Source organism: uncultured Bradyrhizobium sp., from assembly GCF_936928535.1.
Taxonomy (GTDB): domain Bacteria; phylum Pseudomonadota; class Alphaproteobacteria; order Rhizobiales; family Xanthobacteraceae; genus Bradyrhizobium.
Genome location: NZ_CAKZHY010000170.1, coordinates 73,839 through 100,193, shown reverse-complemented (window position 1 = coordinate 100,193; position 26,355 = coordinate 73,839). Strand labels below are relative to the sequence as shown.

At 63.1% G+C, this 26,355-nt stretch carries 30 protein-coding genes; 12 read left to right on the top strand and 18 right to left on the bottom strand.

The features are described 5' to 3' along the window. The first annotated feature begins 65 nt into the window (after nt 1-65). Complete coding sequence (locus Q0687_RS33505) at nt 66-1,679, top strand: acyl-CoA synthetase (protein WP_298886497.1); 1,614 nt, start codon at nt 66-68, stop codon at nt 1,677-1,679. A gap of 15 nt (nt 1,680-1,694) precedes the next feature. After that, a complete protein-coding gene (locus Q0687_RS33500) occupies nt 1,695-2,702 on the top strand; it encodes an NAD(P)-dependent alcohol dehydrogenase (RefSeq protein WP_298886495.1) in 1,008 nt (335 codons plus the stop codon). Nucleotides 2,703-2,714: 12 nt separating this feature from the next. On the opposite strand, the gene Q0687_RS33495 is transcribed toward Q0687_RS33500, so the two are convergent. Next, nucleotides 2,715-3,908, bottom strand: coding sequence for an MFS transporter (locus Q0687_RS33495; protein WP_298886493.1), 1,194 nt, complete (start codon nt 3,906-3,908; stop codon nt 2,715-2,717). A gap of 177 nt (nt 3,909-4,085) precedes the next feature. Between Q0687_RS33495 and Q0687_RS33490 the strand changes: the two genes are divergently transcribed. From Q0687_RS33490 to Q0687_RS33475, 4 genes are all read left to right on the top strand, one after another. Then, the gene (locus Q0687_RS33490; protein WP_298886491.1) at nt 4,086-4,889 is read left to right on the top strand and encodes an MBL fold metallo-hydrolase; all 804 of its coding nucleotides are present in this window, start codon (nt 4,086-4,088) and stop codon (nt 4,887-4,889) included. Nucleotides 4,890-5,038: 149 nt separating this feature from the next. Beyond that, nucleotides 5,039-6,055 carry an alpha/beta fold hydrolase gene (locus Q0687_RS33485; protein ID WP_298886489.1) on the top strand — a complete coding sequence of 339 codons (1,017 nt, stop codon included), beginning with the start codon at nt 5,039-5,041 and terminating at the stop codon, nt 6,053-6,055. A 14-nt stretch (nt 6,056-6,069) separates the two neighbouring features. Then, complete coding sequence (locus tag Q0687_RS33480; protein WP_298886487.1) at nt 6,070-7,044, top strand: fatty acid desaturase; 975 nt, start codon at nt 6,070-6,072, stop codon at nt 7,042-7,044. 286 nt (nt 7,045-7,330) lie between these two features. Then, nucleotides 7,331-8,557 (top strand): EAL domain-containing response regulator, encoded by a 1,227-nt coding sequence (locus Q0687_RS33475; protein WP_298886485.1) that lies wholly within the window; start codon nt 7,331-7,333, stop codon nt 8,555-8,557. Nucleotides 8,558-8,612: 55 nt separating this feature from the next. Here Q0687_RS33475 and Q0687_RS33470 read toward each other — a convergent pair whose 3' ends face one another. Together Q0687_RS33470 and Q0687_RS33465 are read right to left on the bottom strand one after the other, a co-directional pair. After that, a complete protein-coding gene (locus tag Q0687_RS33470; RefSeq protein ID WP_298886484.1) occupies nt 8,613-8,846 on the bottom strand; it encodes a hypothetical protein in 234 nt (77 codons plus the stop codon). A 137-nt stretch (nt 8,847-8,983) separates the two neighbouring features. Beyond that, the gene (locus tag Q0687_RS33465) at nt 8,984-9,964 is read right to left on the bottom strand and encodes a YafY family protein (protein ID WP_298886482.1); all 981 of its coding nucleotides are present in this window, start codon (nt 9,962-9,964) and stop codon (nt 8,984-8,986) included. A gap of 87 nt (nt 9,965-10,051) precedes the next feature. Between Q0687_RS33465 and Q0687_RS33460 the strand changes: the two genes are divergently transcribed. Further along, nucleotides 10,052-10,696: a glutathione S-transferase family protein gene (locus Q0687_RS33460; RefSeq protein WP_298886480.1), complete on the top strand. Its 645-nt coding sequence runs from the start codon at nt 10,052-10,054 to the stop codon at nt 10,694-10,696. Nucleotides 10,697-10,711: 15 nt separating this feature from the next. Then, a complete protein-coding gene (locus tag Q0687_RS33455; RefSeq protein WP_298886478.1) occupies nt 10,712-11,146 on the top strand; it encodes a DUF6157 family protein in 435 nt (144 codons plus the stop codon). A 3-nt stretch (nt 11,147-11,149) separates the two neighbouring features. Here the strand turns inward: Q0687_RS33455 and Q0687_RS33450 are convergent, their stop codons facing one another. The 4 genes from Q0687_RS33450 to Q0687_RS33435 form a co-directional block, all read right to left on the bottom strand. Next, the gene (locus Q0687_RS33450) at nt 11,150-11,935 is read right to left on the bottom strand and encodes an enoyl-CoA hydratase/isomerase family protein (protein WP_298886476.1); all 786 of its coding nucleotides are present in this window, start codon (nt 11,933-11,935) and stop codon (nt 11,150-11,152) included. Nucleotides 11,936-11,946: 11 nt separating this feature from the next. Beyond that, complete coding sequence (locus tag Q0687_RS33445) at nt 11,947-13,056, bottom strand: cyclic nucleotide-gated ion channel (RefSeq protein ID WP_298886473.1); 1,110 nt, start codon at nt 13,054-13,056, stop codon at nt 11,947-11,949. 137 nt (nt 13,057-13,193) lie between these two features. Continuing rightward, nucleotides 13,194-13,412, bottom strand: a complete 219-nt coding sequence (locus Q0687_RS33440; protein WP_298886470.1) for a hypothetical protein — start codon at nt 13,410-13,412, stop codon at nt 13,194-13,196. A 121-nt stretch (nt 13,413-13,533) separates the two neighbouring features. After that, complete coding sequence (locus tag Q0687_RS33435) at nt 13,534-14,982, bottom strand: TAXI family TRAP transporter solute-binding subunit (RefSeq protein WP_298886467.1); 1,449 nt, start codon at nt 14,980-14,982, stop codon at nt 13,534-13,536. Nucleotides 14,983-15,386: 404 nt separating this feature from the next. Here Q0687_RS33435 and Q0687_RS33430 point away from each other — a divergent pair, with 404 nt between their 5' ends. Together Q0687_RS33430 and Q0687_RS33425 are read left to right on the top strand one after the other, a co-directional pair. Next, nucleotides 15,387-15,734: a DUF3307 domain-containing protein gene (locus Q0687_RS33430; RefSeq protein WP_298886464.1), complete on the top strand. Its 348-nt coding sequence runs from the start codon at nt 15,387-15,389 to the stop codon at nt 15,732-15,734. A gap of 218 nt (nt 15,735-15,952) precedes the next feature. Beyond that, nucleotides 15,953-16,351: a hypothetical protein gene (locus Q0687_RS33425; RefSeq protein ID WP_298886461.1), complete on the top strand. Its 399-nt coding sequence runs from the start codon at nt 15,953-15,955 to the stop codon at nt 16,349-16,351. A 55-nt stretch (nt 16,352-16,406) separates the two neighbouring features. Here the strand turns inward: Q0687_RS33425 and Q0687_RS33420 are convergent, their stop codons facing one another. After that, the gene (locus Q0687_RS33420) at nt 16,407-16,721 is read right to left on the bottom strand and encodes a YkgJ family cysteine cluster protein (RefSeq protein WP_298886589.1); all 315 of its coding nucleotides are present in this window, start codon (nt 16,719-16,721) and stop codon (nt 16,407-16,409) included. 5 nt (nt 16,722-16,726) lie between these two features. Next, complete coding sequence (locus tag Q0687_RS33415; protein ID WP_298886458.1) at nt 16,727-17,425, bottom strand: YafY family protein; 699 nt, start codon at nt 17,423-17,425, stop codon at nt 16,727-16,729. A gap of 112 nt (nt 17,426-17,537) precedes the next feature. Between Q0687_RS33415 and Q0687_RS33410 the strand changes: the two genes are divergently transcribed. Beyond that, on the top strand, nt 17,538-17,801 hold the full coding sequence (locus tag Q0687_RS33410) for a hypothetical protein (protein ID WP_298886456.1): 264 nt from the start codon (nt 17,538-17,540) through the stop codon (nt 17,799-17,801). A 38-nt stretch (nt 17,802-17,839) separates the two neighbouring features. After that, nucleotides 17,840-18,568 carry a glutathione S-transferase family protein gene (locus tag Q0687_RS33405; protein WP_298886453.1) on the top strand — a complete coding sequence of 243 codons (729 nt, stop codon included), beginning with the start codon at nt 17,840-17,842 and terminating at the stop codon, nt 18,566-18,568. A gap of 75 nt (nt 18,569-18,643) precedes the next feature. Here Q0687_RS33405 and Q0687_RS33400 read toward each other — a convergent pair whose 3' ends face one another. The 9 genes from Q0687_RS33400 to Q0687_RS33360 form a co-directional block, all read right to left on the bottom strand. Next, entirely contained in the window at nt 18,644-19,795 is a 1,152-nt protein-coding gene (locus tag Q0687_RS33400) for an ABC transporter substrate-binding protein (protein ID WP_298886450.1), read from the bottom strand. Nucleotides 19,796-19,886: 91 nt separating this feature from the next. Further along, nucleotides 19,887-20,306 carry a thioesterase family protein gene (locus Q0687_RS33395; RefSeq protein WP_200471569.1) on the bottom strand — a complete coding sequence of 140 codons (420 nt, stop codon included), beginning with the start codon at nt 20,304-20,306 and terminating at the stop codon, nt 19,887-19,889. Nucleotides 20,307-20,318: 12 nt separating this feature from the next. Further along, entirely contained in the window at nt 20,319-21,080 is a 762-nt protein-coding gene (locus Q0687_RS33390) for an SDR family NAD(P)-dependent oxidoreductase (RefSeq protein WP_212426096.1), read from the bottom strand. Between the two features lie 25 nt (nt 21,081-21,105). Continuing rightward, complete coding sequence (locus Q0687_RS33385) at nt 21,106-22,989, bottom strand: feruloyl-CoA synthase (RefSeq protein ID WP_298886438.1); 1,884 nt, start codon at nt 22,987-22,989, stop codon at nt 21,106-21,108. After that, nucleotides 22,986-23,795, bottom strand: a complete 810-nt coding sequence (locus Q0687_RS33380; RefSeq protein WP_298886435.1) for a crotonase/enoyl-CoA hydratase family protein — start codon at nt 23,793-23,795, stop codon at nt 22,986-22,988. The genes Q0687_RS33385 and Q0687_RS33380 overlap by 4 nt, the downstream gene beginning before the upstream one ends. A gap of 134 nt (nt 23,796-23,929) precedes the next feature. After that, nucleotides 23,930-24,328: a type II toxin-antitoxin system HicB family antitoxin gene (locus Q0687_RS33375; RefSeq protein WP_298886432.1), complete on the bottom strand. Its 399-nt coding sequence runs from the start codon at nt 24,326-24,328 to the stop codon at nt 23,930-23,932. A 1-nt stretch (nt 24,329) separates the two neighbouring features. Beyond that, a complete protein-coding gene (locus Q0687_RS33370; RefSeq protein WP_298886430.1) occupies nt 24,330-24,518 on the bottom strand; it encodes a type II toxin-antitoxin system HicA family toxin in 189 nt (62 codons plus the stop codon). Between the two features lie 43 nt (nt 24,519-24,561). Then, on the bottom strand, nt 24,562-25,023 hold the full coding sequence (locus tag Q0687_RS33365) for a DUF3237 domain-containing protein (protein WP_298886428.1): 462 nt from the start codon (nt 25,021-25,023) through the stop codon (nt 24,562-24,564). 12 nt (nt 25,024-25,035) lie between these two features. Then, nucleotides 25,036-26,355 (bottom strand): TRAP transporter permease, encoded by a 1,320-nt coding sequence (locus Q0687_RS33360; RefSeq protein WP_298886425.1) that lies wholly within the window; start codon nt 26,353-26,355, stop codon nt 25,036-25,038.

Below are 26,355 nucleotides of genomic sequence, written 5' to 3'. Positions count from 1 at the left end.
AACCTACAAGACGCAAGATTTCACCCAGGAAATCGAACAAACAGGGCCATCACACGGAGGGACACATGACCGGCGACGTCGCAGCCACCATCTCGAAAGCGCGCGAGCATTCCATCGGCGATCTCCTGCGTCGCTCGGCAGGGCGCGAGCCGAACAAGCTCGCGGTGAGTTGCGGTAGCGTGAGCTGGACCTTTGCCGAGATGGACGCGATCTGTAACAGGCTCGGCCGTGGCCTGCTCGGGCTTGGCGTCAAGAAGGGCGATCGCCTTGCCGTGCTGTCCCGCAATTCGCATGCCTTTGCCGCGCTGCGCTTCGCCGTGGCGCGGATCGGCGCCGTGCTGGTGCCGATCAACTTCATGCTCAATCCGGACGAGATCAATTTCATCCTGAAGAGCTCCGGTGCAAAGCTGCTTGCGACCGGCCCTGACTTCGTCGAGCCGGCCCGCGCCGCTTCAGCCAAGGATTGCGCCGTCGAAAAAATGATCTGGCTGCCGGGCGAGGACGCGGCTACGGCGCCTTCGGACCTCACCACCTTCGACGGTCTGCTTCACGCCGACGGCTCGTACCTCGAGGCCTCCGTCGATAGCCGCGATCTGGCGCAGATCGTCTACACCAGCGGCACGGAATCCCTGCCCAAGGGCGCCATGCTGACCCATGAAGCCGTGATGTGGCAATATGTCAGCTGTATCATCGACGGCGGCATGAGCGTCGACGACAAGTTCTTGCACGCGCTGCCGCTCTATCACTGCGCCCAGCTCGATGTGTTCCTTGGGCCGCAGATCTATCTCGGTGCCTCCGGCGTCATTACGGGCAAGCCGACCGCCGACAACATCCTGGCGCTGATCCAGGCACACAAGATCACATCGTTCTTCGCGCCGCCGACGATCTGGATCGCGATGCTGCGCTCGCCTGACTTCGACAAGACCGATCTGTCGACGTTGCAGAAGGGCTATTACGGCGCTTCGATCATGCCGGTGGAAGTCCTGCTCGAACTTCAGCGCCGCCTGCCCAACGTAAAATTCTGGAATTTCTACGGCCAGACCGAGATCGCGCCACTCGCGACCGTGCTGCGGCCGGAGGACCAGTTGCGCAAGGCCGGCTCGGCCGGCAGACCCGTGCTCAATGTCGAGACGCGCGTGGTCAACACGTCGATGGAGGACGTCAGGGTTGGCGAGGTTGGCGAGATCGTTCATCGCTCGCCGCATCTGCTGTCGGGCTATTACAACGATCCCGCGAAGACCGCGGCGGCTTTCTCCGGCGGCTGGTTTCACTCCGGCGATCTCGCCACTGTCGATGAAGAGGGCCACATCACCGTGGTCGATCGCGTCAAGGACATGATCAAGACCGGCGGCGAGAACGTCGCGAGCCGTGAGGTCGAGGAGATGGTCTATCGTATCCCGGGGGTCTCCGAGGTTGCCGTCGTCGGCCTGCCCGATCCGCGTTGGATCGAGGCGGTCACGGCCATCGTTGTGGTCAAGACCGGCGAGACGCTGGATGAGGACGCCGTCATCAAGCACTGTGCCGGCCAGATGGCGCATTTCAAGGTGCCGAAGCGGGTGATCTTCGTTGATAGCCTGCCGAAGAACCCGAGCGGCAAGTTGCTCAAGCGCGAGCTGCGCCAGCGCTTTGTCGGGGCGGACACAATCGACAAGGCGGTCCAGAAGAGCTTTGGCGCCTGAGTTGGAGCAACCGCGATGAAAGCCTGGCAGGTCGCACGAGAATGGTCGATCGAGGGGATGGAGCTCGCCGATCTGCCGGAGCCTGTGCCCGGACCAGGCGAAGTCACCGTGCGCGTGCGGGCGGCGTCGCTGAACTACCGTGACCTGCTTACCGTCCAAGGCAAGGGCGGCGTCTCCAGGCTTCCCTTGATCCCGTTCTCGGACGGAGCAGGTGAGGTGGTTGCTGTCGGCGATAACGTCACCCGTGTGGCCGCTGGCGATCGTGTTTGTCCGATGTTCTTCCAGTCCTGGATCGATGGAAAAGTATCGGCGGCCGCCCGCCGCTATGCGCTCGGCGGCACGCGGCCGGGCGTGCTACAGGAGGTGATGCTGCTCGACGCCGAAGGCGTTAGCCGCGTCCCCTCCCATCTTTCGTTCCAGGAAGCGGCAACGCTTCCTTGCGCTGCGCTCACCGCCTGGCGCGCGCTGTTCGAGGAAGCCAGGGTGCAGCCCGGCGATACAGTGCTGGTGCAGGGCACGGGAGGGGTCTCGATCTTCGCGCTGCAATTCGCAAAGCTCGCCGGCGCAGGCGTGATCGTGACGTCGTCGAGTGACGAGAAGCTCGAACGGGCGAGGGCGCTCGGAGCCGATCACACCATCAATTATCGTTCGGTCCCCGAATGGGGCAAGGCGGCGGCGGAATGGACCGGCGGCGGCGTCGATCACGTCGTCGAAGTCGGCGGCAAGGATACGTTCGGGCAATCGCTCGAAGCGGCGCGCGTCGGCGGCACCATCCTCGTGATCGGCGTACTCTCCGGCTTCTCGCAACAGATCGCGATCCCAAGCCTGTTCTCCAAGAATTTGCACGTCATCGGCCTCTCGGTCGGTAGCCGCCGGATGTTCGAGGGCATGACCGCGGCTATCGCGCGCAACGCGATGAAGCCGGTCATCGACCGTACATTCCGCCTCGACGCGGTACCGGACGCGCTACGGTTGATGCAGCAGGGTGGTCACTTCGGCAAGATCGTCGTGGAGTTTCCTTGAGACCTGCTTGGCTCAATACTTCTTCACGTGCGTGCCGAAGGCCAGCCATAGCGCCATCGAGGCAAGGCCAAAGCTCCCGAGCAGCAAGAACGTCGGGCCGTAGCCGATCCATTGTGCGATCCAGCCGCCGAGCGCAGGGCTCAAGCTCGCGCCGACGCCTTGCACGGTGATGACGGCACCTTGACCGAGATTGATGCGACCGGTGCCGTCCAGCGAGCGCGCGACCATGCCAGGGACGGCGACTGTCTGTAATCCGGTGCCGATCCCGTCCAATACCTGCATCGGGACCACGCCGGACCATCCCGTCCAGAAGAACGCAAGCACGCCGCGGATCGGCAGGAACATGAAGGAGACCAGGATCACCGGCCAGTAGTTGCGCTTTCCCGCGGCTTTCATGGCGATCAGCGACGTCACGACCATGACGCCTTGCGCAATGACCACGGTGGTCGCAACGAAGCTCGGGCCGTTGGCCTGTCCTTGCGCCACCGCCGCGAGACCATAAAGCGGGACGATCGCTGCATTGCCGAGATGGAAGATGGCAAGCGCAAGCGCCAGCACCAGGAGTGGCTTGTGCTTGAGCAGGACGGACATGGCATCCGGCGGGTTCTTGCTCTCGTCCTCCTTGCTGCCGCGGGCTTGACGGTCGTCGATCGCCTTCGCCGGAATCATCAGCACGCAGGCGATCGCGATGGCACCGAACACGGCCGCGAGCACGAACACCGCGACATAGCCGAATTTGTAACCGAGATAGCCCGACAGCGCCGCACCGACCATATTGCCGGCATGGTTGAAGGCCTGGTTGCGCCCGTTCAGCGCATTGAAGCCCTTTTGCTTCGCGATGCCGAGCGTGATGCCGGTCACCGCCGGCACGATCGCGGCGCTCGCCAGCGATTGCGCGACTTGGGAAAACGTCACCGCCCAGAAATTTTGCGAGATCAAGATGATGGCGGAGGCCAGGACCACGCAGATTCCGGGAATGACCACCCACAGCCGCTTGTTGCGACTGGAATCGATCAAGCCACCGATCGGAGTTGTGACCAGCATGCCTGCGACGTTGCCGATCGTCAGTGCCGTACCGATCAGCCCGGTCGCCCAGCCGCGCTCCTGCAGGAAAACGCCGACGAATGGCCCGATGCCGGACTGCATGTCGGCCATGAAGAAATTGACGGCGAACAGGGGCCAGATGCGGGAGGGGCGCGATGTCATCGAAACGCTGAACGTGATGCTGCCGAACGCATGAGGTCTCGCGCAGGTGGAAATCGCCGGCCGTGCCGGAGCGGTCCGAAAAGTAACATGCGCTAACCGCGTTGGTTCCTTTCGGACTTGCAATCGGAGGGGTGCGATGTCACCTCATGAGTGTCCGCTCTTGTTTGGGATCATCCTATGCCCTCCTGGACCTGTGAAACCTGCGGCGCGCAATTTCCGGACGCCGGAAGGCCGCCGGCATCCTGTCCGATTTGCGAAGATGAGCGGCAATATGTGAACTGGAAAGGCCAGGCCTTCTTCACGCGGGAGGTGCTGGCAGAGCGTCACCACCTCGTCTGGCGCGACGATCTCGGCCTTGCCGGCATTGCGCTCGAGCCGAGCTTTGCCATCGGCCAGCGCGCGCTGCTGGTCCCCGATGGCGAGGGCTACGTGATGTGGGACTGCATTCCGCTGGCAACGCCGGAGGCGATCGCCCATGTCAAATCGCTTGGCGGCCTGACGGCGATCGCGATCTCGCATCCGCATTATTATGGTGCGCTCGCGGACTGGAGCGAAGCATTTGGTGGTGTGCCGGTCTATCTGCACGCCGACGACCGCCAATGGGTGACGCGTCCACACCAGTCCATCGTGCACTGGACCGGCGATCAGCACCGCATCTCGGACAATGTGCTGCTGTTGCGAACCGGCGGCCATTTCGCTGGCGCCACCATGTTGCACGATGCGCGCGGTGCCGACGGCAAGGGCGCGCTGCTGACCGGCGATATCGCGCAGGTCACGATGGATCGCCGCTTCGTCAGCTTCATGTATTCCTATCCGAACTACATGCCGCTCAACGCCGCCGCGGTACGGCGGATTGCGGCTGCGGTCGAGCCCCTTGCCTTCGATCGCATCTACGGCGCGTGGTGGGGGCGAAACATTGCCGCAGGCGCGAAGGCCGCCTTCAAGGTGTCAGTGGAGCGATATATCGCCGCCATCGCCTGAGCCGGTTTTCTTTCTCTTGCCTTCATCTAATAACTGTACTATTAGTACATTATTATCGCGGCGCAATGAAGCGTTTGCGGGTTCGGCACGATCGATGCATCGTCGAACCGGCGGCGCGTTTTGCGACCGCGTGAGCGGGAGCCGGCCGGATGACGGGGCGCGATTACGAGATATTCGAAGCCGGCGACACCATGCTTCAGTCCGGCGCCATGGTCCCTGCGCTGAAGCTCGCCTACAAGACCTTCGGCGCGCTGAGCCCTGCCAGGGACAACGTCATTCTCTATCCGACCTCGTTCAGCGCGCAGCATTACGACACCGCGTGGCTGATCCAGCCCGGCGGCGTGCTCGACCCCGAGCGCTATTTCATCATTATCCCGAACCTGTTCGGCAACGGCCTGTCATCGTCGCCGTCGAATTCCGCCGACGCGCCGTTTCCGGAGTTCACATATCATGACGCTATCGCTGCCCAGTACCGGTTGCTGACCGAGGGCTTCGGAATCGCAAAGCTCGCGCTGGTTTACGGTTGGTCGATGGGCGGCATGCAGGCGTATCACTGGGCCGCACTCCACCCTGATATGGTCGAGCGAGCAGCGGTCGTCTGCGGCAGCGCGCGATGCGCGCCCTACAATTACGTGTTTCTGGAAGCCGTGAAGGCTGCGCTATCAGGCGATCCCGCCTTCCGCGACGGCCGCTTTGTCGAAAGGCCCGTTGCCGGCTATCGCGCCATGGGGCGCGTCTATGCCGGCTGGGCGATGTCTCACGGCTTCTATCGCGACGAGATCTGGCGCGAGGCCGGCTTCACCTCGCTTGAAGACTATCTCGTCCGCGCCTGGGACACGACCTTCGCCCGGCGCGACGCCAACGATCTGCTGGTGCAGATCGGTATCTGGCAGGCTGGCGATGTCAGCCGATGTGCGGCCTTCGGCGGCGATTTCGATCGCGCGCTCGGGGCGATCAAGGCGCACATGCTGCTGATGCCGGGCGCGACCGATCGTTACTTCGACGTGCGCGATAACGAGGACGAGCTCGGCCGCCTCGTCAACGCAAAATCGGCCGTGCTGCATCCGATCCTGTCGGTCCATGGCCACCGTGCCGGCAATCCGGTCAACAATTCGCGCGATCACGCCTTTCTCAAGGCCGAGATTGCAGAGCTTCTCAACAAGTAATGCAGGTCCTGATCATGACTGATGCGACCGTTTCCGTTGCAGAACCCGGCCAGCGCCTCAAGCTTTTGGCACCAGCGATGCTGCGCGAATTGTCGGTACGCTCCGATCTCAAGGGCGCGGCGCGCAGCCTGTGTCACTATGGCCTGGTCGTGCTGGTCGGGTTGTTGATCTGGAAGGTGAGCTCGAGCCATGGCGTCCTTTGGGCGTTGCCGCTGATGGTGGTGCAGGGCTATTTTGTCGCCTTCCTGTTCATGGCGGTGCACGAGACCGCGCACAAGACCGCCTTCAGGAGTCGCGGTCTCAATCTCGCGGTCGGCTATCTCTCGGCCTTCATCATCGGGCAACCTTACGAATATTACTGCCTGTTCCATTGGGACCATCATCGCTACACCCAGGATCCCGAGAAGGACCCGGAGCTGATCGTGGGCGTGAAGCCGAAATCCGACACCCAGATCGCGCTCGCCTATAGCGGTCTGCTCCAGGTTGCGGGCCGCCTCCGACTGATGCTCGGTCACGCCATCACCGGCAAGGTCACGGTGCCCTGGATCCCCGAGAACAGACGCGCCATTATCGTGACCGAAGCGCGCGTCTATGCCGCGCTCTATATCCTGCTGCTCACGCTCTCACTGTGGTTCTCCACCGCGCTGCTGCTCGAGGTCTGGATCGCCCCGCTGATCATCGGGCAATTTTTCCTCCGGCCTTATCTCCTGGCCGAGCACACCGGCTGTGAGCGCACGCGCAGCGCCTTCCAGAACACGCGCACCACCTATACTTTGGCGATCGTCAGATGGATGACGTGGAATATGCCCTATCATGTCGAGCACCATGCCTACCCCTCGATCCCGTTTCACGCGTTGCCGAAGCTGAACGAGATCGTCGATGGCGAGATCGTCTATCGCGGCCGCGGCTACATCAGGACGACACGTGAGACATGGGCCTGGTTTCGCCGGCAGCAGCTGAAGGGCGACTCGCGAAGGGTGCTCCAGTAGAGGTTTCCTTCGAGGCCTGTCCCGCATTTGCCGGCTTTCGATAGAGGGCTTTACGGCCTGTTCATCGCATGTGCCGATGGCACGGATCATCCCAGTACCGTGCAGCCACACCACGTCGAGCGAAACGAAAACGCCAATTGAAATCAATCGCTTGGCTGCCGCTGAAATATGCCTAACTAGTTCTTCCGGATCGAGAAAGTTTTAGCAGCCTTGTATTCACGGCAAGGTGAGCCCGCTCTCCTAATGTCTCTCGCATCAAAGCATCCGATGTCTGGAGCGATGGGCAATGAACGCGACGAGAAGCCGTCTTCTGGTGGTTGATGACGATCTGGTGCAACGGGTCCTGATCAGCAAGATCGGTGCGAAGCTCGGCTACGACACCGTCGTTGCTTCGTCCTTCGAGGCTGCAACCGAACTTCTGGCCCGAGAAACCTTCCAGACCATGGCGCTCGACCTGTCGCTTGGAGAGCGGGACGGGGTGGAGCTGCTGCGCTTCGTTGCCGAGCGAAATCTCAAATCGATGTCCATCGTGATCATCAGCGGTTGCGATGATCGCATCATGAAGGCGACGCGCCGGGTTGCAAACGGCCTGAAGCTGCTGGTTGGCGGCTGCCTGACCAAGCCGCTCGATCTCACTCGTCTGCGCGGCGCGCTCGAACTGCCGCAGCGCTCGTCGTTGGCTGCAACATCCGCTTCGCCGTTGCCGCCGATCACGCCGGACCATATCGCGGATGGTCTCGCCGCCGGCGAGTTTTTCGTCGAATTCCAGCCGAAAATCGCGCTGCAGACCGGCAGGGTCATCGGCGCCGAGGCGTTGGCGCGCTGGCGCAGCGCTGAGTTCGGCATGGTGTCGCCGCTGGTTTTCATTCCAATTGCCGAGCAAGCCGGCCTCATGCGCGAGTTGACCGACTGCGTGTTATCGTCTGCGATGTCGCAGGGCCGCAAGCTGATCGAGCGCAATCCGGGCTTCACCATCGCCGTGAATATCTCCGGCTCGCTGATGTCGGATCTGACGCTGCCCGAGCGGATCGAGGAGACCCTGCGCCGCGAAAACATCCCCCCGTCTGCGCTGACGGTGGAGATCACCGAGACGATCGCCATGGCCGACGTCGATCGCGCCAACGATATTCTGGTACGGCTACGGATCAAGAAGATCGGCACGGCCATCGATGATTTCGGCACCGGATATTCGTCGCTTGCCGCGCTGGCGCGGCTGCCGTTCAGCGAGCTCAAGATCGACCAGTCGTTCATCAAGGGCTGTGAATCCGACGAGGACATGATGAAGATCGTCGACGCGTCGGTGGCACTGGCGAAGGCGTTCAACATGAAGGTCGTGGCTGAAGGAGTCGAAAGCCCCGAGGCCCTCGAGATCATACGCCGCATCGGTTGCGACGTTGCCCAGGGCTTCTTCTTTGCACCATCGCTGCGGCGTTCGCGCGCGGAGCGGTGGATATTGCAGCGCAATTCCAGTGCTGACGAGCTGGCCGCGTCCCCAACGGCGCTTGCTAGCTGAAACGACGAACCCCGGCCGCGGAGCGGTCGGGGTACGCCAATCGAAGCAGCCGTGCTCAGTAGACGGTATACCCGCAGACATTCACGACGCGGACACGTGCGCCGTGGCGGGTCTGGATGACGCGCTCCTGATAGCAATTGTTCATGCCGGTGTTGACGTAGATGCCGCCGAATCCCCAACCGGGACCCCAGTAGTGGTGGAAGCCGTGGGCCGACGCGGCGGTGGGTGCGAGAGCGGCAGCGCCAAGCGAGCCGGCGGCGATCAGTCCAAGTGCGAGCTTACGAAACATTCTCATTCTCCAGTGTGGCGCGAGGCCGTTGTTGTGTCCCTGCTTCTCGGTCGAGGCGAAGCGCGATTACGTTCACGCAGGGATGTGAGAATCGTGTTTCAGAATTGTTTCGTTGATCGCGGCGAGAGGCGCCGCCATCATGCTTTCCGCGCCGTACGATAACGCGCGGCCATCGCCTGGGTCATCTCGGCCATTTTCTCGCGGAGATCGGCGGGCTCCAGCACTTCGGCTTCGGACCCGAGCCGCAGCAATTCGGCGGCCGCATGCCATGACGTCTTGCCCGTCGGGACTCTGGCGATACGCCAGCCGTCAGCATCGCTGGCCTCTTCAATCTGCGTGCGCCCCCTGACGTAAGGCTGGCTCAGTGCGTCGAGCAGTTTCACGCCGAGCGGCGACAGCTGCACGGTCGCGACGTTCGGATGCATTTCTGCTTCCAACCGCAGCGTCGCATTCTGCCAATAAGTGGCGAGATCGAAATCGGCGGGGCGATCGAAGCGGTCGTCGAGCGCGCTGCAATCAAGCACGCGCGTGATGCGATAGGTACGTATGCTGCCGTCGACTTGCCCTGCGAGATACCAGCTGCCGCCCTTGAGCACGAGGCCGAGCGGGGCGACGCGACGCTGCTTCTCGGCGCGCCAGCTCTGATAGCGGATTTTTATCAGCGTCCCGCGCAGAGCCGCACCGGCAATCGCGCGCAAATGCTTGGGCTCTTCCGCCTCGCCGAACCAGCCCGGCGCGTCCAGGTGAAAGCGCTCCTGCATCCGTCCGGCATCTTCGCGAAGGTTCGCGGGCAGCGCCGCCATCAGCTTATTCTGCGCAGCGATCATCGCTGAGTCGAACCCCAGCGCCGCCGCAGGGCCCGGGAGCCCTGCGAGAAACAGCGCGCCCGCCTCGCTCTGCGACAAACCGTTCAACCGCACGCGATAGCCGTCGAGCAGACGGTAGCCCCCTTCCGCGCCGCGGTCCGCATAAACAGGAACGCCGGATGCTGCGAGCGCGTCGATATCGCGATAGATCGTGCGCACCGAGACTTCGCAGGCCTCCGCGAGCTCGGGCGCAGTGACCTGTCCCTTGGCCTGGAGGGTGGTGAGGATCGACATCATTCGGCTCGCGCGCATGATTGCTTAAACCATACCTGACACAGGATGTCAGGTATGGTTTGCTACAAGGGGCGTCATCGCAAGCCGGCCCGAGGGAGACCCGCCATGAACGACGCGAATCGCATCACGCTGTATTATTCGCCGCAGAGCCGGGCCATGGGCACGCGGGTGCTGCTGGAGGAGCTCGGCGCGCCCTATGATATCCATATCCTCAACATGAAGGCAGGCGAGCAACGGCAGCCGGCCTATCTCGCCATCAACCCGCTCGGCAAGGTGCCGGCGATCCAGCATGGCGGCGCGCTCGTGACCGAGCAGGTCGCCATTTGTATCTATCTCTCCGATCTCTTTCCGCAGGCCGGCCTTACACCCGCACCAGGCGACCCGCTGCGTGGCCCCTATTTGCGCTGGATCGCATATTACGGTTCCTCTTTCGAACCCGCTTTGATCGACAAGTTTATGAAGCGCGAGCCGATGCCGATCACGCAGTCGCCCTACGCAGACTACGACACCATGCTGGGCGCGCTCGAGGCTCAATTGTCGAAAGGGCCGTATCTGCTTGGCGAGCGCATGACCGCTGCCGATATCTTGTGGGGCGTCGCGTTCAACTGGACCATGATGTTCGGTATCGTTCCGAAGAAGGATGTATTTGTTCGCTACAGCGAGCGCATCACCTCGCGACAGGCGTATCAGCGCATTAGTGCGGCGGACGATGAGATGGCTGCGCAGCATGCTGCAGCCGCGGGAGGATGAAGGGTCTGAACTCATATGACCAAGCCGATCCATACGACCAATTGTGTCGACACGTTCATCCGGGTGGCCGAGGACTGTCCGGCGCGCGCCGGTGAGGAGCCGCCGCCGCGGGCCGGACGGCCGACGGTGGCCGGACTGCAATATGCGATGATCGCGAACGCGCCTTATAAGTACACGTCCGACGACGTGATCTTCGCGACCTCAGCGCAAGGGCGCGAGCTTGGAGCCAAGGCGACCAGGCCGGAAAGGAACGCGGCACGCGCTGCGTTCTTCTCGCGCGGACAGGCCTGCATGCGGGCCTCAGGCCTCGGCAAGCGCTATGGCTGGGGTGTGCATGCCGACAAGGAGGGCCGTATCGCGATCTATGCTGTCGACAGCGAACGCTATCAAGCGCTGTCGCACGATTCAAAGCTCAGTCAAACACGCGCAATGCGGTCGAAGCGCGGATGATCCTCAAAACCGCGGTGCCCGCTTCTCCGAGAACGCCTTGATACCTTCCTTGATCTCGTCGCCGCGCATGCTGTCGCGGTGGCGCTGGTCTGCGGCCGCCTCGTCCAGTTCGCCGCGAGCGAATTCATTGATGGCACGTTTCATGCCGCGCATCGCGCTCGGTGCGTTGCCGGCGAGGATATCGGCGAGTTTGTCGACTTCCTCGTCCAGAAACTCTACCGCGACCATGGCGGTGAGGTAGCCGATCCGCAGCATTTCCGGCGCGCTGATCTTCTGGGCCGTGAGGAATAGCCTTTTCGCGTTGTCGACACCGAGCCGTGTCGCGTAGCGTTTGATGCCGCTCCTGTAATAATGCAGCCCCAGCCGGGCGGCCGGCATGAACATCTCGGCGGTGTCGACGCCGATACGGAAATCACAGGCGAGCGCGAGGTCCGTCGACCCGCCATAGACGCCGCCATTGAGCCGGCAGATCGTCGGCACGCCGAGATCCTCGAGCCGGTTGACGACGACCTCGAAGGCCGAGCCCGCGCTCTGTTGCTCGTTGGCGCTGACCGCGCGCTCGGCGACCGAGTTGAGATCATAGCCGGCGGAGAACGCGCGTCCCGTGCCGGTCAGCACCAGGACACGGATATCAGGATCGGCCTCGATCCGGTCGAACAGCCGGACGAGCTCGCCAAGATCTTCGGCTTGAAGCCGGTTGAGATGCTTGGGCCGGTTGAGGCGGATGGTCGCGCGGGCGCCGCGGATTTCGAGCACCGGGCCAGAGGCCGCGTCGGTTGTCTCCGACATTCCTGTCTCCACTACCTGTTTTCAAGCGTGCGCCGCTTGGCTTCGGCATCGATGGTCTCGGCGAGATCGGGGTGCCGTGCCATCAGCACGCGGAAGTCGACGAGGTCGAGCACGAGCAGCCGCGACACTTTCGTGGTCGAGACGTTGGCGCCGCGCATGTTGTTGCCGAGCAGCGCCATCTCGCCGAAGAAGGCGCCTTCCCCGAGCTGGACTTTCTTGCCGGGCAGGTCCACCTCGACCTCGCCGGCGGCGATGAAATACATGCAGTCACCCTGCGCACCTTTGCGGATGATCATGGTGCGCGCTGGCAGCTCCATGGTGCGCAGCATGTGGGTGACGTCGGCGATGGCCGCTGGGCCTAGCGCCGCGAAGAACGGCACCTTGCTGACGGATTCCCAGGTCTTGAGGAAATTGTCACGGCGGGTCTCCGCCGCGAACCCGGTCGCCAGGATACCGGTCCAGAGGCCGAACACGCCGAGGCCGGAGATCATCACCAGCGCAGCCACCATTCGGCCGAGCGGCGTGACCGGCACGACGTCGCCATAGCCTGTCGTGGTCAGCGTGACGACCGCCCACCACAGTGCGGCGGGGACGCTGCCGAACGTTTGGGGCTGCACGTCGCGCTCCAGGAAATACTCGGCGACGGAGGCAAGAAAGACCACCATCAGGAAAATCACGAGCACGCTGAGCAGAGGCCCCGATTCCAGCACGAGCACGCGACGGAGCTGGCGCAGGCCGGGAATGCCCGGCACGACCTTCAGCACCCACAGCACGCTCAGCAGCCAGGCCGTCTTGGGCTCGGCGCCGAGGACCAGCGCGACCGGCACGGCGAGCGCCCCGACGGTGTCGACCAACCCGGCGGACGAGGACATGTAGATCCCCAGCCGGCCTTGCCGCGTCATATGGCGCAGCCGGACCAGCCATTCGAACACGAAATAGACGAGGCTGGCCCACAGCAGGAAATCGACCCAGCGGTGCGCCGTCTCATAGGCCGGTTCGAGCGTCAGCAGCACCATGCTGAGCACGCCGACGGTCACCGCCACATAAGCCGCCTTGGTCATGTTGCGGCCGGCGGTCGCGGCCACGAACTGGGCCAGGGCGGGAAACATCGGCTTCGGCATGCGGGATGGCGGCTCGGTCTTGGTTCTCTTGCTGTCCCCGGTTGGGACTTCGGCGCCAAAGTGCCCGTCCGCGCGGAGGCCGTCAACGACAGGCGCCCGCCTTCGATGCGGGTGGCTAATCTGGGCAGGTCAAGCGGTCACTTGAAATGGGGTGGCTCGTCATAGCCGCGGCGGCTGCTGAAGAACAGCAGCATCATCAAGCCGATGCCGACAACCACGGAGAACCCCGCTCCGAGCGCCAGGGCCACATAACCTTCCGTGGGGATCGGGTCGCCTCCGACTGACATGGCCGAGTAGGCGAAGTAACCAACCGCAGCCAGCATTCCCAGCAAGAGGACGACGAGGAGTATACGCATGGTGCGTTCTCCGGTTGTGCCCCTAACCAACGGTTGCTTTGGGACACGGTTCCGCAGGAGATCCGCCGCGATTTGCCAGAAACACCCGCCCCCGGGGGTTCCCGGGGCACGGTTCGATAGGTCAGGCACTCTGAGCCGTCTTCACCGCCACGACATTGGTGTCGTCATGCGGGGGAGGGAGGGCCTGTCGGCTGGCCTTCTCGATCTCGCTGGCGTGGCGCTTCAAGTAATCGCGGCGCATGCCGATCTCGTCGCGGACAAATTCGTAACCGAGCTTGAAGGTATCGAGCCCGTCGGTGCTGATCGTGCCGTCGCGCAAGCCGATCACCGCGCCGCGCAGGATGCTCTCAAGCTCGTCCTGGAGGCATTCGATCTGATCCAGTGAATGAGCATGCTCGATGCGCTCGCCGATGCAGAGGATGGCGGTGGAGAGCTCGCTCGCCTTTTCCGGCGCGATGCGGGTGACCTTGGCGTAGATCGCGGCGAAGATCGAGCCGATGACGCTGAGCGCGGCGGCGCCCAGATACATCATGTCGCTGTATTTATCCATGAACGACTTGGTGTCGTCGTTGATGTAATCGGCCGCTCCCTGATGCGCCATCACGTAGGCGTCCTTCTCGACGGAAGCCGGCTCAATATGAGTCGCAAAGCCGTTGTCGAGCCCAAGCGCGGATTTGTTCTCGTAAACAATGCGCGCAATGTCGCCGGCGGTGGTCCCGGACATCTTGGATTGCGCGACCAGAAGCCATTCGAGCCCGATCGTGTCGAGGTCGTCGTCGGGAATCTCGGGTGACGCAGACAGCGTGCCGGCCGTCAAAGTCTCGTCGGAAATGCCCGGGAATTTGCGCGCCAGCGCCTTGGCTTCATCAATCGCATTCAGCGTGAAGCCGCCGCGCTTGGCGACCTGCTCATAGGCCCTGTCGCGCACGGCCTTGGAGGCGTGGACGATAGCGATCACCGCACTGAAGCCGCTCGCCGGCGCGAACAGCCTGTCCAGGGTCGTACCCTGCGGCGCCATCTGGATCTTGGCGGCGTCAGGACTGTCGGGGGCGATATCGAGGAGGTTGCGGACGAAGGCGAGCGAGGAATCGCTGTCGGCGAGAACCGCGACCTTCTTCTTCTTCAGCTCGGCCAGCGACTTGATCTTCTTGTTGCCGGGACCGAGCAGAAGCACGAAATCGTGCTCAAGCAGCGCCAGCGCGCGCGCGCGGAACGGCACCTTGCCGTCGGTGCGCAGGATGGCAAGATCGGCCTGCTTGCGGTCGAATTGCGCGATCGCCTTGGCACTATCCGGATTGTTCACGACCTTGATCCGGAAGCGCGAGCCGTTGTCCTTCAGAAGCGTGGCGAGCTTGTTCGCGAACAGGGCCTCGTCGCCATTGGGGCTGCCAACAGCAAAGGTCAGCGTCTCCGAATTGTGCACCCAGGCGCGGCCCGCCCAAACGGTCGCCAGCGACAGCAGCAGGGTCAGCACGACATACAGCAGCACCTGCTGCTGGTTGGTCTTGATCACTTTGGGACGCCGTGGCGGCGAGGGTTCGGTCGACGAGGTCGGGCCTTCAGCACTCATGGCAGCACCTGGCCTTATTCCCTGAATGGCAGGCGCTACGGTTATCGCCGGCGGCCCGCGCTAAAATTTCGTAAGCGTTTAAAAAAGAACGATAATCCTCTACCTTTGGATGATAGCGCTCCAGTCCCGGAAAGCAAATTCCGCGCCGGAGGTAACCTTACTTGGGCGAACCCGTGTGCTTGATCATCCTATCACCGTTTAGCCACACTTGGCGATTTTCCGGTTCCCCCCGGCTGCATTCCGGCGCGGGAAATGTCATAAATCGTCGGTCCCGACGGTCTTGACGGGTCCAAGAAGAAGTTGCGCTGAACGCTCCATTTTTTCTCATCGAGACAACGAGGGCGTCAGCTTTGTCGTTTCCACCCCTGTCATCGGCGGTTCCGGTTGAAGCGCTCATTGGCTGGATGTTGCTGCTTACCTTCAAGCACATCATCGCCGATTTCGTCCTGCAAACGGCCTGGATGGCGCACGGCAAGGACCAGAAGCACGGCTGGGCTTTGCCGCTCCTGGTGCATTGCCTGGTTCACTTTGCGGTTGCGTTGCCATTGATCCTGATCGTGGCGCCAAAATTCTGGTTCGTGGCGCTGATCGACTTCGTCATCCACATTACGATCGACCGCGCCAAGGGATTCGTCTCGGCAAATTTTGGCGTCAACCAGGAGCACCCCTGGTTCTGGACCCTGATTGGCGTCGACCAGGCGCTGCACCACCTGACCGGCTTCGGCCTTTCCATTTTCATGGCGGCGAACTGAGGCTGGCACGGTCGTTCCGAGCGGCGAAGCGAGACCCGCAACCTGGAAACACCGGGTTCGGGCCGCCGGATCGCCGCGGAATGACGGCAGGCAGCAGGCGCCATCGCGCCGACTGATTCGCGCCCCACGCGCAAGGACCCCGGGTGACTACCGCCCAGGGTGGTTAACCTTTCATTAGAGAATTGCGCTGCATCTTCCCGACACGAGGGAGAACTACAATGTTTTCAAGCCGCGACGCTTTTGAAAGCGATTTCTGCCCGGTTCGTGACGAGCTTCTTGGCGAGATGTACCGCGCCAATGAAAGCGGCCTGCCGAGGCTGGTTGAGAGTGTTTCCCCTGACGTCCGCGCCAGGCTGGCGTTGTTTTGCTATCGCCGTAGCCATCTGCACTCGCTGGCTGTCGCGATCGCGAGCAGCTGCAGCGAGCGCGACCTGATCGAAAGCGGTGGCCGTGTCGGCTCGACGCTCTACGCGCTGTCGCGCGAAGGCTCGGCCAAATCGTCGCCGTCGCTGTCAGGGGGCCGGAAGCCGATCACGTTGTCGACCAAGCCGCTCTCGGTGCTCGCACCGCTGGACGACGAAATCGATGACGAGATCAGCGAAGCCGTTCCCGCCTAAGCGGCTCGTTGTTGGCGCATGATCTTGGCGGAAAACCGCTGCACACTTTTCCGGATCATGCGCTAGCTATAACAGGCAGCCCGAACTTCCGCCGCGCCATCGCGCATTCGGCGTCGCCTGGCATGCAGGTGCGGCACACCTCCGGCCGCACCGCATAGATGCTGCACCTGGTGGCCTTGCCGATTTCTCCCTGCAGCGCCGAACAGCGATCCCCCTCGCAGCGCATGCCGGACTGGCGCGCGTTGACGAATGCCGCCGGGATCAACGCAAGCTCCTCGTCGCTCTCGATCGAGAAGCGCGGCCAGTTCTGCGAATAGCCACAGCAGGCGCCGCAGCTCTGGCAGTAGCTCGACTGATCGATCTCTTCCATTGGCGTCATGTGTCTTTCGGCGGACCCCAGACCAGGCTCTGCCGCCATTTCGCGCGCAGCACGTCGCGTCTTTCAGGGTATCGTTCGTCGAGATAGGTGGCATCCACGACGCGGTCGGTGCGGAAGCTGCGGAAGTCGCTGCGTAGCTCGCACCAGGCGGCGAGCAGGCGGACGGCTTCGAGATAGCCGACCGAGATCGGCCAGATCATGCGTTCGCTGGGGCGACCCTGTTCGTCGCGGTAGCGCAGCATGATCTTCTTGCCTTCGTGGATTTGCGTGCGCGTACGCGCCATGTCCAGACGGTCCGGCTCCCTGTTCCAGCTTGGCCGCGCGCGGCTCGCCGGCTCCAGCACGAAGGGGCGCAGCCGCTCAGGCACGGTGTCGGCGATCTTGGCCATCAAGTCTTCGGCCGCGCGCGCCAGCGCGGAATCGGCATGGCCCGCGACCCATTGCGCGCCCAGCACCGCCGCCTCGATCTCGTCTGGTGTCAGCATCAAGGGCGGCAGGTCAAATCCCTTTTCCAGGATGTAGCCCATGCCGGCTTCGCCGCGGATCGGCACGCGCTGGCCCATCAACGTTGCGATGTCGCGATAGATCGTGCGCTTCGAGGTCTCGAGCTCAGCCGCAATCGCGTCCGCAGTCAGCGGCTTACGGGTCCGCCTCAGCACCTGGATAATCTGAAACAGCCGGTCGGCGCGTCTCATGACAATTCTCTTCTCGGGGACGAATCAGAAAACGGCGCGTGCATGCTGACAGGATGTTGGCAGCAGGGGAGTTCTATACCGGGACAACACATCGACTGAAGAGGGTTTGTCCATGATCACTCCAATCCATCTTGGCCTGGCTGGTCCGCTGTGGCGAGCGCAGGCCTCGTTGCATGCCAGAGTCTTCGGCCGCTTCATGTTTCTCGAACTCCCTGCCGCCGACCTCCGCCTCGCGCTCGCAACCGTGGTGGCACGTTCGCTGATCCAGGCTGCGGACGCGCTGGCCCGCCATGTGATGGGTCGCGCCTGGCGGGGGGCCCGTTTCGCAGAAGATATCACGGCTGCTGCCACCATGGTGGCAGCAGCCCGGCACTAGGTTCCGTCCACTCTTTCGGCAGGTTCAGGAGAGCTCGCATGATCACGCTTTACGGCTTCGGCACCGGCTTCGGCCTGCCGGAAATCAGCCCCTTCGTCACCAAGACCGAGGTGCAGCTCAAGATGGCGGGACTGCCGTACCGGAAGGAGCGCGCCATGCCGCCGGCTTCCCCCAAGGGGCAGCTGCCTTTTATCGACGATGACGGTGAGGCGGTGGCCGATTCGACCTTCATTCGCGCTCATATCGAGCGCCGCTACGGCTTCGACTTCGATGCCGGCCTCTCCTTGGCCGAGCGCGCACAGGCCTGGGCATTCGAGCGCATGATCGAGCATCACGTCTACTGGGCGCTGGTCGGCGCACGCTGGGTCGATCCGCTCAATTTTGCCAAGGGGCCTGCGCATTTCTTCGACGGCGCGCCGGAGCACGCCAGAGAGAAGCTGCGCGAGGATGCGCAGTTCCGCGTCGCCGAGAACTATCTGCTCTCCGGTCTTGGTCGCCATGGACCGGACGATGATGTCGATCTCGCCGTGCGTTCGCTGTTCGCATTGTCGGTGCAGCTTGGCGACAAATCCTATCTGATGGGCGACAAGCCCAGCGGTGTCGATGCGACCGCGTTCGGCGCGCTCGCCGGCATTTTGACGCCGTTCTTCGAGTCAAGCCTGCGCGACCGCGCGGAGGGATTTCCGAACCTCACCGCCTATGTCGACCGGATGATGGACATCTATTATCCGGAGTTCGCCTGGACGCCGCTGCGCCAGGCAGCCTGACGCAATCGCGCGACGTGCAAAAGAAAAGAGCCGGCCTGATGGGCCGGCTCTCGTCGTTTCGTAGACCGTCGCCGCTTACTTCGCGAGCGTGTATTTGCCGTCCTTGACCGTCAGCAGGATGCGCGAGCGGTCGTCAAGGCCGTAGCGATCCTTTTCGGTGAAGTTGTAGACGCCCTGGCTGGCCGCCATCTCCCGCTCCGACAGCAGTGCCTGGCGGATGGCCTCGCGGAATTCCGGCGTGCCGGGCTTTGCCGTCTTCAGCGCAACAGGGATGACGCGCTTGAGGATCTCGAACGCATCGTAGGAATGCCCGGCGAACTGGCTGCGGCTGTGCGGGCCGTATTTGCCTTCATAGGCGGCGTTCAGCGCCGTGCCGGGCTTCTTTGTCAGGGCGGTGTCCGGCTGATCTTCGGGATCCATCACCGGTCCTGATGCCATCAGCACGCCTTCGGCCGCCTTACCGGCGATACGGATGAAGTCCATGCTGGCCGCGCCGTGGGTCTGGTAGATCAGGCCTTGATAGCCGCGTTCGCGCAGTTCGGTCTGCGGCAGTGCTGCGGCAGTGCCGGAGGCGCCGACCAGGATCGCGTCGGGATTGGCGGCGACGAGCTTCAGCACCTGTCCGGTCACCGAAGTATCGGGACGTGCAAACCGCTCTTCGTCCGCAAGAGCGAGACCCATCGGCACGCCCTGGGCCTTGAAGTCGTTGAACCAGAGGTCGCCGTAGGAGTCGGAGTAGCCGATATAGCCGACCGTCTTCACGTTATGCGCCTTCATGTGCTCATAGAGCACCTTGCCCATGATCGGAATCGGCTGCGGCATCGCCACGGACCACTTCATGCGCTCCGGCGTGATCGGGAACGGCGCGAGGCCGAAATGCGGAATGCCCGCTTCATTGGCGACGTTGGAGACTGCGATCGTCGGCGGCGTCAGCGCCGAGCCCATGATGATGTCGGCCTTGGATTCCGTCACAAAACGACGTGCGTTGGTGGTCGCGGTGGTGGGATCGCCGCCGTCGTCGAGCACGATCACTTTCAGCGGCACGCCGCCGATTTCCTTCGGCACGAATTCCAGTGCGTTGCGCTCGGGGATTCCGAGCGCGGCGCCGGGGCCGGTCGTGGTGGTGGTGATGCCGATGGTGATTTCGGCGGTCTGGGCGAGTGCAGGCAAGGCCGGCAGTGCCAGCGTCGCCGCCGCGATGGCGGCGGTCAGGTAAAAGCGTTTCATCAATTCCTCCCTTGGCGTTTTTGTTTGAAAGCAGAAATCGGGGATGAATTCAGCCCCGTCTTTTGGCGATGCGGCGATTTAGCTCCAGACTCTAACTCCCAGTGAATTTTGCTACCATTTCCGGCGGAAACGGTGCCGATTTCAGTTTGTCGGGGTTAACGGGGTCGCGGCCGACCAGAACGCGGGTCTCAAAACCTTCGATGGCGAGCGCCTCGCCCTTGTAGACGTTGTGCTTCACCTCGAAGCTCGAGCGCTTGATGCTCTCGATCTTCGTTTCGATGGTGATCCAGTCGCCATAGGTCGAGGGGATGTAGAACTTGGACCGCGTGTCGACCATGGGGATGCCCACCAAGCCGTATTTGCGGACCAGGTCCTGCTTGGAGAAACCGGCGACCTCGAACAGGGTCGACGTCGAATCGTCGAACATCGCGAAATAACGCGGATAGTAGACGATATTGGCGGGGTCGCAGTCGCCCCACTGGATCTGGACGTCGCGCCGGTTCACGAACATGCGTTGCGCGCCCTATTTCGGCGCCATGCGCAGCGAGCCGTCGAGGCGCACCACTTCGCCGTTCAGGTAGGAGTTCTCGACCATGTGCAGCGCGAGCGCGGCGAACTCGTCGGCGTTGCCGAGCCGGCGCGGGAACGGAATCGCGGCGGCGAGCGAGTCCTGCGCTTCCTGCGGCAGATTGGCCAGTAGAGGCGTCAGGAACAGGCCGGGCGCGATGGTCAGCACGCGGACGCCGAACTGCGCCAGCTCGCGTGCGATCGGCAAGGTCATGCCGACGATGCCGCCCTTGGAGGCCGAGTAGGCCGATTGCCCGATCTGGCCGTCATAGGCAGCCACGGACGCCGTATTGATGATGACGCCGCGCTCGCCTGATGCCTGCGGCTCGAGCTTGGACATTTCGGTCGCTGCCAGGCGCAGCATGTTGAAAGTGCCGATCAGGTTGACCTTGATCACCTTGTCGAAATCGGCGAGCGCCATCGGGCCGTCGCGGCCGACGACGCGCTTCGCAACGCCGATGCCGGCGCAATTGACCAGCACGCGGGCCGGCCCATGGGCCTTGGTCGCCTGTGCGATCGCAGCTTCGGCGGACGCGGCGTCGGAGACGTCGCAGGTCACGGCGACGCCCTTGATCTCGGCGGCAACGGTTTCTGCGAGCTTGGCGTTGAGATCGCACACCGCGACCTTGGCACCCTGCGCCGCCAGTTTCCGCGCGGTCGCCGCGCCAAGCCCCGATGCGCCGCCGGTGACGATGGCTGCCTGATCCTTCAACAACATGGCGTTCTCCTGGTGCGATGGTTTCTTAAGCGACCGATATCACACGGTCCGATGGATTGGCAGCATAGAGCTCCTCGATCAGGGCGCCGCGATGCTCCAGCACCGCGCGCTGGTTGATCGAGCCCTTGTCGGTAACCTCGCCCTTGTCGATCGAGAGCGGTGTGTCCATCAGGATCGCGCGCGTGACGCGCGTCGAGGAGCCGGTGGCCTGGCTGAGGAAGCGCGTCAGGCGCTCGCGAAAAGCCTCCCGCACCAGGCGGTCGCGTGCGGTAACGGTGAGATTGTCGGCCGGTAGCGTCGGATTGACCAGGCGGCAGCCGTCGAGATCGAGGACGACGAGTGCGGAGACCTCGTCGCGGTTGATGCCGGCGATGACAACGTCGCGCACCAGCGGCGCGCAGGCGGCGGTGAGGCGCGCACGCAGCGGGCCGACGCTGACCCAGGTGCCGCTCGCGAGCTTGAAGTCCTCGCTGACGCGGCCGTCGAAATCGAAGCCGGCGTTGAGATCGTCGGGGTCGGCGGGCTTGAGCGCATCGCCCATCTTGTAGAAGCCTTCTTCATCGAAGGACTTTGCGCTGATGTCGGCTTGGCGCCAGTAGCCGGGCATCACGTTCGGCCCCTTGGCACGGACCTCGAGCTTGCCGTTGTTCGGCACCAGCTTCGCCTCGTTGCCAGAGACGGGGAGGCCGACATGGCCGGAGCGGCTGGTGCGCGGATTGACCGACATGAAGAACGGCGCAGTCTCGGTCGCGCCAAGGCCCGTGAGCATCGGCACGCGGTAGCCTTTTTCCTTCACCGCGAGCTCATCGAGACTGTCCCAGACGAACGGCGACAGCGCCGCGCCGGAGAAGAACATCGCATGCAGCCGGTCGAAGAATTTTGCACGCAGGCCCTGATCGTCGCGCAGATAAGGCAGCAGCGATTCGTAGCCCTTGGGCACGTTGAAATAGACCGTCGGCGAAATCTCCTGGAGATTTCGCACGGTTTCCTCGATGCCGCCGGGGATCGGCTTGCCGGCGTCGAGATACATCGAGCCGCCGTTGTACAGCGTCAGCCCGATATTGTGGTTGCCCCCAAAAGTATGATTCCAGGGCAACCAGTCGATGATGACAGGCGGCTCATCCTTGAGGAAGGCAAGCGTCTCGCGCAGCATGACCTGGTTGGCGCAGATCATGCGCTGGGTGTTGATGACAGCCTTGGGATTGCCCGTTGAGCCCGACGTCAGCAGGAATTTTGCGATCGTGTCGGGCCCGATCTTCTCATGCAGCTCGTCGAGGTCGCCGCGAACAGGCGTTGCCATCAGGTCGGCGAGCAGGGTGACGTCGCGGCCCGGCACTTGGCCGTAGGACGCCGCGATCTCGGTGCCGAGCGAGACATTGGCAGCGAGCGCGTCCGCAAACTTGTCGGCATCCTCTGCGAAAACGAGGCCTGGCGTCAGCAGCTTCATCAAGTATGCGAGCTTGCCGTAATCCTTCGACACCAGGGAATAGGCCGGCGACACCGGGCAGAACGGAATGCCAGCATAGAAGGCTCCGAAGGCGAGCAATGCGTGGTCGATCGAATTGCCGGAGAGAATGACGACCGGCCGCTCCGCCGACAGGCCGCGCTGGATCAGGCCTGAGGCGATATGCCGGCTCGCGGTGAGTAGCTCGGCATAGGTGATCTTGCGCCAGCCGCGGCCGCCTTCGCGCTCGGCCATGAAGATGCGGTCCGGCGTCGTCGTCGCCCAGTGATGCAGACGATCGGTGATGCGGACGGGATAATTTCCGAGCGGTTGCTTCGGCCGCAGATAGATCGTGCCATCGGCGCGCCGTTCGACGTCGACGACGGGATCGCCGAACGAGATCGGCCGCAGCGGAGAATTGCTCACGCTGCGCTCTGCGCTGGGCGAGGACGGCTGTGCGCTCATGACTTCGGCTTTACCTTGGCGGTCTTGTGCTCGAGGAACTCGCGGATCCTGCGTTTTGCTTCCTTGTCGCTCTGCGCAACGGTGGCCATCAGCGATTCCATCAGAAGACCCGTCTGCGGATTGGCTTCCGCGATCATCGGCAGCGCCTGGAGCACGGCGAAATTCGTCAGCGGCGCGTTGGACGCGATCTTGGTCGCAAGCTCCAGCGCCTTGGGAAGCCCGTTGCCGGCCTCGGTGACATATTGCGCAAAGCCGTAGGACGCGCCCTCGGTCGCGCTATAGACGCGACCGGTCAGCATCATGTCCATCATCCTGGCGACGCCGATCAGGCGCGGCAGCCGCACCGAGCCACCCCCGCCGACGAAGATGCCGCGCTGCCCTTCAGGCAGGGCAAAATAGGTCGAGGGCTCGGCGACGCGGATATGCGCCGCGCAGGCAAGCTCCAGCCCGCCGCCGATCACGGCGCCCTTCAGCGCGGCGATGACGGGGACGCGGCTATATTGAATGCGATCGAATACCCGGTGCCACATCTGCGAATGCAAGAGGCCGCCGGTGGCGTCGTGGTCCTGGAGTTCGGAGAGGTCGAGGCCGCTGGAAAAATGGTCGCCGATGCCGTGAATGACCACTGCGCCGATATCCTCGGGCAGGGACGCAAAACATTCGCCGATTTCGAGGATGATGCCGTCATTGAGCGCATTGCGCTTGGCCGGCCGGTTCAGACCCACGGTCAGAACCCGGTCCACCCTCTCGATTTGCAGCAACCCGGAGGCGCCCGCGGCAGCGGTCTCGGCGTTTCCCTGTGTCATTTGCGTCCTTATCAGAATAGTTATGTTGTATAACGAATTTGGCGGGAGTCAATATGGTCAGCCTTGGCGGCCGAAGAGGACTCCGTGGCGTGGCAGGGCAATCGGACTGCTACCGCGTCATATGCGGAAGCGCCTCAGCGGGCGTCGGTCATCAATTTCTTCGCGGCCTGCGCAAGCAGGCCTGAGCGCGTGTAGCCATGCGCTTCTGCATATTTGTCGATCTGCTCCAGGACGTCGCCGGGCAGGGTGACATTGACGCGCACGATCTTTGGCTGGGCCTCCTTGACCGACACCAGAATGGCAACGCCCGAGCGATTTTCGGGATTCGACATGATGTCCTCGAGTGATGAAGGCTCGGGGATCGCTTCTCCGTCTTCGGACATGCCCTCGAGATGCAGCGCCAGGGCTTCCTCGGCCATGTCACGCGCTTCGTCCAGAGTTGCTCCCGCCGTCACGACTCCCGGGAGGTCGGGAAACGACACGCCAAAATCGCTGTCAACGTCCTTATGGATCAGACCGATATAGTGACGCATCTTACCTCAACTTCAGGCCGGACTGTTTCTCAATGCTCTTCAACGTGCCGAGGGGAATGTCCCGTTTGGGATGAGGGACCGTGACGCAACCCGTCTTCGAGGGGGGCTTGAACTGCAAATGGCTGCCCTTCTGAGCCACCTGGACCCAGCCGTCCTTTTGAAGGGCCGAGATGATATCCCGGCAATCCATCGTGTGTATTTATACACATTTGGTTGCCGGTCAATGGATGAGGCTAGCCAACCTGATGCACGTCGATCACCACGCGATCCGCATGCCGCGCGGCTGAGCCGACAAAAATGTGCTCCATCAGCCAGCGATACTTCTCGTGACCCGTCTCGAATCTCGGCACGGTGCGGAAATAGATCAGCTTGGGATCGACGGGCTCGCCGCGCTTGAGCTTTTGCAAGAGCTCGACCGGCCCGAAGCGCATGCCCTTGTTCTCGACATAGACGACGGCGCCGTCGTCGGTCTCGAAGGCGTATTTGGCCTCGAGGTCGATCAGCTCGTTGGGGCGGATGGTTTGGAAGTCCGCGCCGAAGGGCAGCACCTTGCCTGATATCGCGCCCGTTACCTCGCCGCCGATGATCGGGATGATGCGGCGGACGCCGATGCCGGTCTCGCCGGCGGTGACGACATCGCCGATGCGGGCGGTGATGGTGAAGCTGTACTTCGTTTCAAGCGTCGGTGTCGTCATCGCTCCGCCTCCCTAGTGCGCCATCATTCGCGTCGGCAGCCATGTCGCCAGCAGCGGGAAGGCGATCAGGATCACCAGGCGCACGAGATCTGTCGCAACGAACGGGATCACGCCCTTGAAGATGGTGGAGAACGAGACGTCCTTCACCACGCTCTTGATGACAAAGACGTTCATGCCGACGGGCGGATGGATCAGGCCGAGTTCGACCGTCATCACGATGATGACGCCGAACCAGATCGGGTCGAAGCCGAGATGCGTGATGACAGGGAAGATGATCGGCACGGTCAGGATGATCATCGCCATGGCGTCCATCAGGCAGCCGAGCACGAGATACATCACCATGATCAGCGCCAGCACACCGTAGGGGCCGAGGCCAAGGCCAGTGAGAAATTCGGTCACCTTCTGCGGCGTCTGCGTCACCGTGAGGAAGTAGCCGAAGATCAGCGCGCCGATCAGCACGGTGAACACGGCGGCCGCGGTTCGTGTCGCCTGGAGCAGCGAGGCCAGGATCTTCTCCCGATCGAGCCGCCCCGTGACGACGCCGATGATGAAAGCCCCGGTGGCGCCGACGCCGCCGGCCTCGGTCGGGGTGAAACGCGGCAGGAACGGCAGGCCGTAGAGGCCGCCGATCACGAACACGAACAGCAGGACCGGCGCCCAGATGTCTTTCAGCCCGGCGAAACGCTCCCGCCAGGGCAGCACCTTGCCCTTGGGCAGGAAGTTGGGGCGGAAATAGCCGATCAGGAAGATCGTGATCATGTACATGGACATCGCCAGTAGGCCCGGGATGATGCCGGCGATGAAGAGCTTGCCGATGTCCTGCTCGGTGATGATGCCGTAGACGGCGAGCACGGTGGAGGGCGGCAGCATCGCGCCGAGGGTGCCGCCGGCCGCGATCACGCCTGTGGCAAACGACTGCGGATAGCCGAAGCGGCGCATCTCGGGATAGGCGACGGCGGAGAAGGTCGCAGCGGTCGCGACGGAAGAGCCGCAGATCGCGGCAAAGCCGCCGCAGGCGCCGACGGTCGCGATGCCAAGCCCGCCGCGCAAATGTCCGACAAAACCGTTGGCGGCGCGGAACAGCTCCCGGCTCATGCCGGAATTGCTGACAAAGGAGCCCATCAGCAGGAACATCGGGATGACGCCGAACGTGTAGTCGGTGACCGTGCGCATCGAAGTCTGGCCGACCAGCTTCAACGCAGGCGTCGCGCCGACCAGATAGGAGAAGCCGGAGACGCCGACGAGGCCCATCGCCATGCCGACGGGCACGCGCAGCAGCATCAGGGCAAACAGGGAAATGAAGCCGATAACGGCGACGGCATCGGTGCTCAT

What these genes read in the sequence shown, in the direction of transcription:
- Q0687_RS33505 (WP_298886497.1), top strand. Translation starts at nt 66, where the DNA reads ATGACCGGCGACGTCGCAGCCACCATCTCGAAAGCGCGCGAGCATTCC.
- Q0687_RS33450 (WP_298886476.1), bottom strand. Translation starts at nt 11,935, where the DNA reads ATGTCGGAGACAACCGACGCGGCCTCTGGCCCGGTGCTCGAAATCCGC.
- Q0687_RS33405 (WP_298886453.1), top strand. Translation starts at nt 17,840, where the DNA reads ATGATCACGCTTTACGGCTTCGGCACCGGCTTCGGCCTGCCGGAAATC.
- Q0687_RS33480 (WP_298886487.1), top strand. Translation starts at nt 6,070, where the DNA reads ATGACTGATGCGACCGTTTCCGTTGCAGAACCCGGCCAGCGCCTCAAG.
- Q0687_RS33435 (WP_298886467.1), bottom strand. Translation starts at nt 14,982, where the DNA reads ATGAGTGCTGAAGGCCCGACCTCGTCGACCGAACCCTCGCCGCCACGG.
- Q0687_RS33460 (WP_298886480.1), top strand. Translation starts at nt 10,052, where the DNA reads ATGAACGACGCGAATCGCATCACGCTGTATTATTCGCCGCAGAGCCGG.
- Q0687_RS33445 (WP_298886473.1), bottom strand. Translation starts at nt 13,056, where the DNA reads ATGCCGAAGCCGATGTTTCCCGCCCTGGCCCAGTTCGTGGCCGCGACC.
- Q0687_RS33375 (WP_298886432.1), bottom strand. Translation starts at nt 24,328, where the DNA reads ATGCGTCACTATATCGGTCTGATCCATAAGGACGTTGACAGCGATTTT.
- Q0687_RS33465 (WP_298886482.1), bottom strand. Translation starts at nt 9,964, where the DNA reads ATGCGCGCGAGCCGAATGATGTCGATCCTCACCACCCTCCAGGCCAAG.
- Q0687_RS33400 (WP_298886450.1), bottom strand. Translation starts at nt 19,795, where the DNA reads ATGAAACGCTTTTACCTGACCGCCGCCATCGCGGCGGCGACGCTGGCA.
- Q0687_RS33455 (WP_298886478.1), top strand. Translation starts at nt 10,712, where the DNA reads ATGACCAAGCCGATCCATACGACCAATTGTGTCGACACGTTCATCCGG.
- Q0687_RS33500 (WP_298886495.1), top strand. Translation starts at nt 1,695, where the DNA reads ATGAAAGCCTGGCAGGTCGCACGAGAATGGTCGATCGAGGGGATGGAG.
- Q0687_RS33470 (WP_298886484.1), bottom strand. Translation starts at nt 8,846, where the DNA reads ATGTTTCGTAAGCTCGCACTTGGACTGATCGCCGCCGGCTCGCTTGGC.
- Q0687_RS33410 (WP_298886456.1), top strand. Translation starts at nt 17,538, where the DNA reads ATGATCACTCCAATCCATCTTGGCCTGGCTGGTCCGCTGTGGCGAGCG.
- Q0687_RS33420 (WP_298886589.1), bottom strand. Translation starts at nt 16,721, where the DNA reads ATGGAAGAGATCGATCAGTCGAGCTACTGCCAGAGCTGCGGCGCCTGC.
- Q0687_RS33495 (WP_298886493.1), bottom strand. Translation starts at nt 3,908, where the DNA reads ATGACATCGCGCCCCTCCCGCATCTGGCCCCTGTTCGCCGTCAATTTC.
- Q0687_RS33415 (WP_298886458.1), bottom strand. Translation starts at nt 17,425, where the DNA reads ATGAGACGCGCCGACCGGCTGTTTCAGATTATCCAGGTGCTGAGGCGG.
- Q0687_RS33360 (WP_298886425.1), bottom strand. Translation starts at nt 26,355, where the DNA reads ATGAGCACCGATGCCGTCGCCGTTATCGGCTTCATTTCCCTGTTTGCC.
- Q0687_RS33370 (WP_298886430.1), bottom strand. Translation starts at nt 24,518, where the DNA reads ATGGATTGCCGGGATATCATCTCGGCCCTTCAAAAGGACGGCTGGGTC.
- Q0687_RS33390 (WP_212426096.1), bottom strand. Translation starts at nt 21,080, where the DNA reads ATGTTGTTGAAGGATCAGGCAGCCATCGTCACCGGCGGCGCATCGGGG.
- Q0687_RS33475 (WP_298886485.1), top strand. Translation starts at nt 7,331, where the DNA reads ATGAACGCGACGAGAAGCCGTCTTCTGGTGGTTGATGACGATCTGGTG.
- Q0687_RS33385 (WP_298886438.1), bottom strand. Translation starts at nt 22,989, where the DNA reads ATGAGCGCACAGCCGTCCTCGCCCAGCGCAGAGCGCAGCGTGAGCAAT.
- Q0687_RS33365 (WP_298886428.1), bottom strand. Translation starts at nt 25,023, where the DNA reads ATGACGACACCGACGCTTGAAACGAAGTACAGCTTCACCATCACCGCC.
- Q0687_RS33395 (WP_200471569.1), bottom strand. Translation starts at nt 20,306, where the DNA reads ATGTTCGTGAACCGGCGCGACGTCCAGATCCAGTGGGGCGACTGCGAC.
- Q0687_RS33430 (WP_298886464.1), top strand. Translation starts at nt 15,387, where the DNA reads ATGTTGCTGCTTACCTTCAAGCACATCATCGCCGATTTCGTCCTGCAA.
- Q0687_RS33380 (WP_298886435.1), bottom strand. Translation starts at nt 23,795, where the DNA reads ATGACACAGGGAAACGCCGAGACCGCTGCCGCGGGCGCCTCCGGGTTG.
- Q0687_RS33490 (WP_298886491.1), top strand. Translation starts at nt 4,086, where the DNA reads ATGCCCTCCTGGACCTGTGAAACCTGCGGCGCGCAATTTCCGGACGCC.
- Q0687_RS33440 (WP_298886470.1), bottom strand. Translation starts at nt 13,412, where the DNA reads ATGCGTATACTCCTCGTCGTCCTCTTGCTGGGAATGCTGGCTGCGGTT.
- Q0687_RS33425 (WP_298886461.1), top strand. Translation starts at nt 15,953, where the DNA reads ATGTTTTCAAGCCGCGACGCTTTTGAAAGCGATTTCTGCCCGGTTCGT.
- Q0687_RS33485 (WP_298886489.1), top strand. Translation starts at nt 5,039, where the DNA reads ATGACGGGGCGCGATTACGAGATATTCGAAGCCGGCGACACCATGCTT.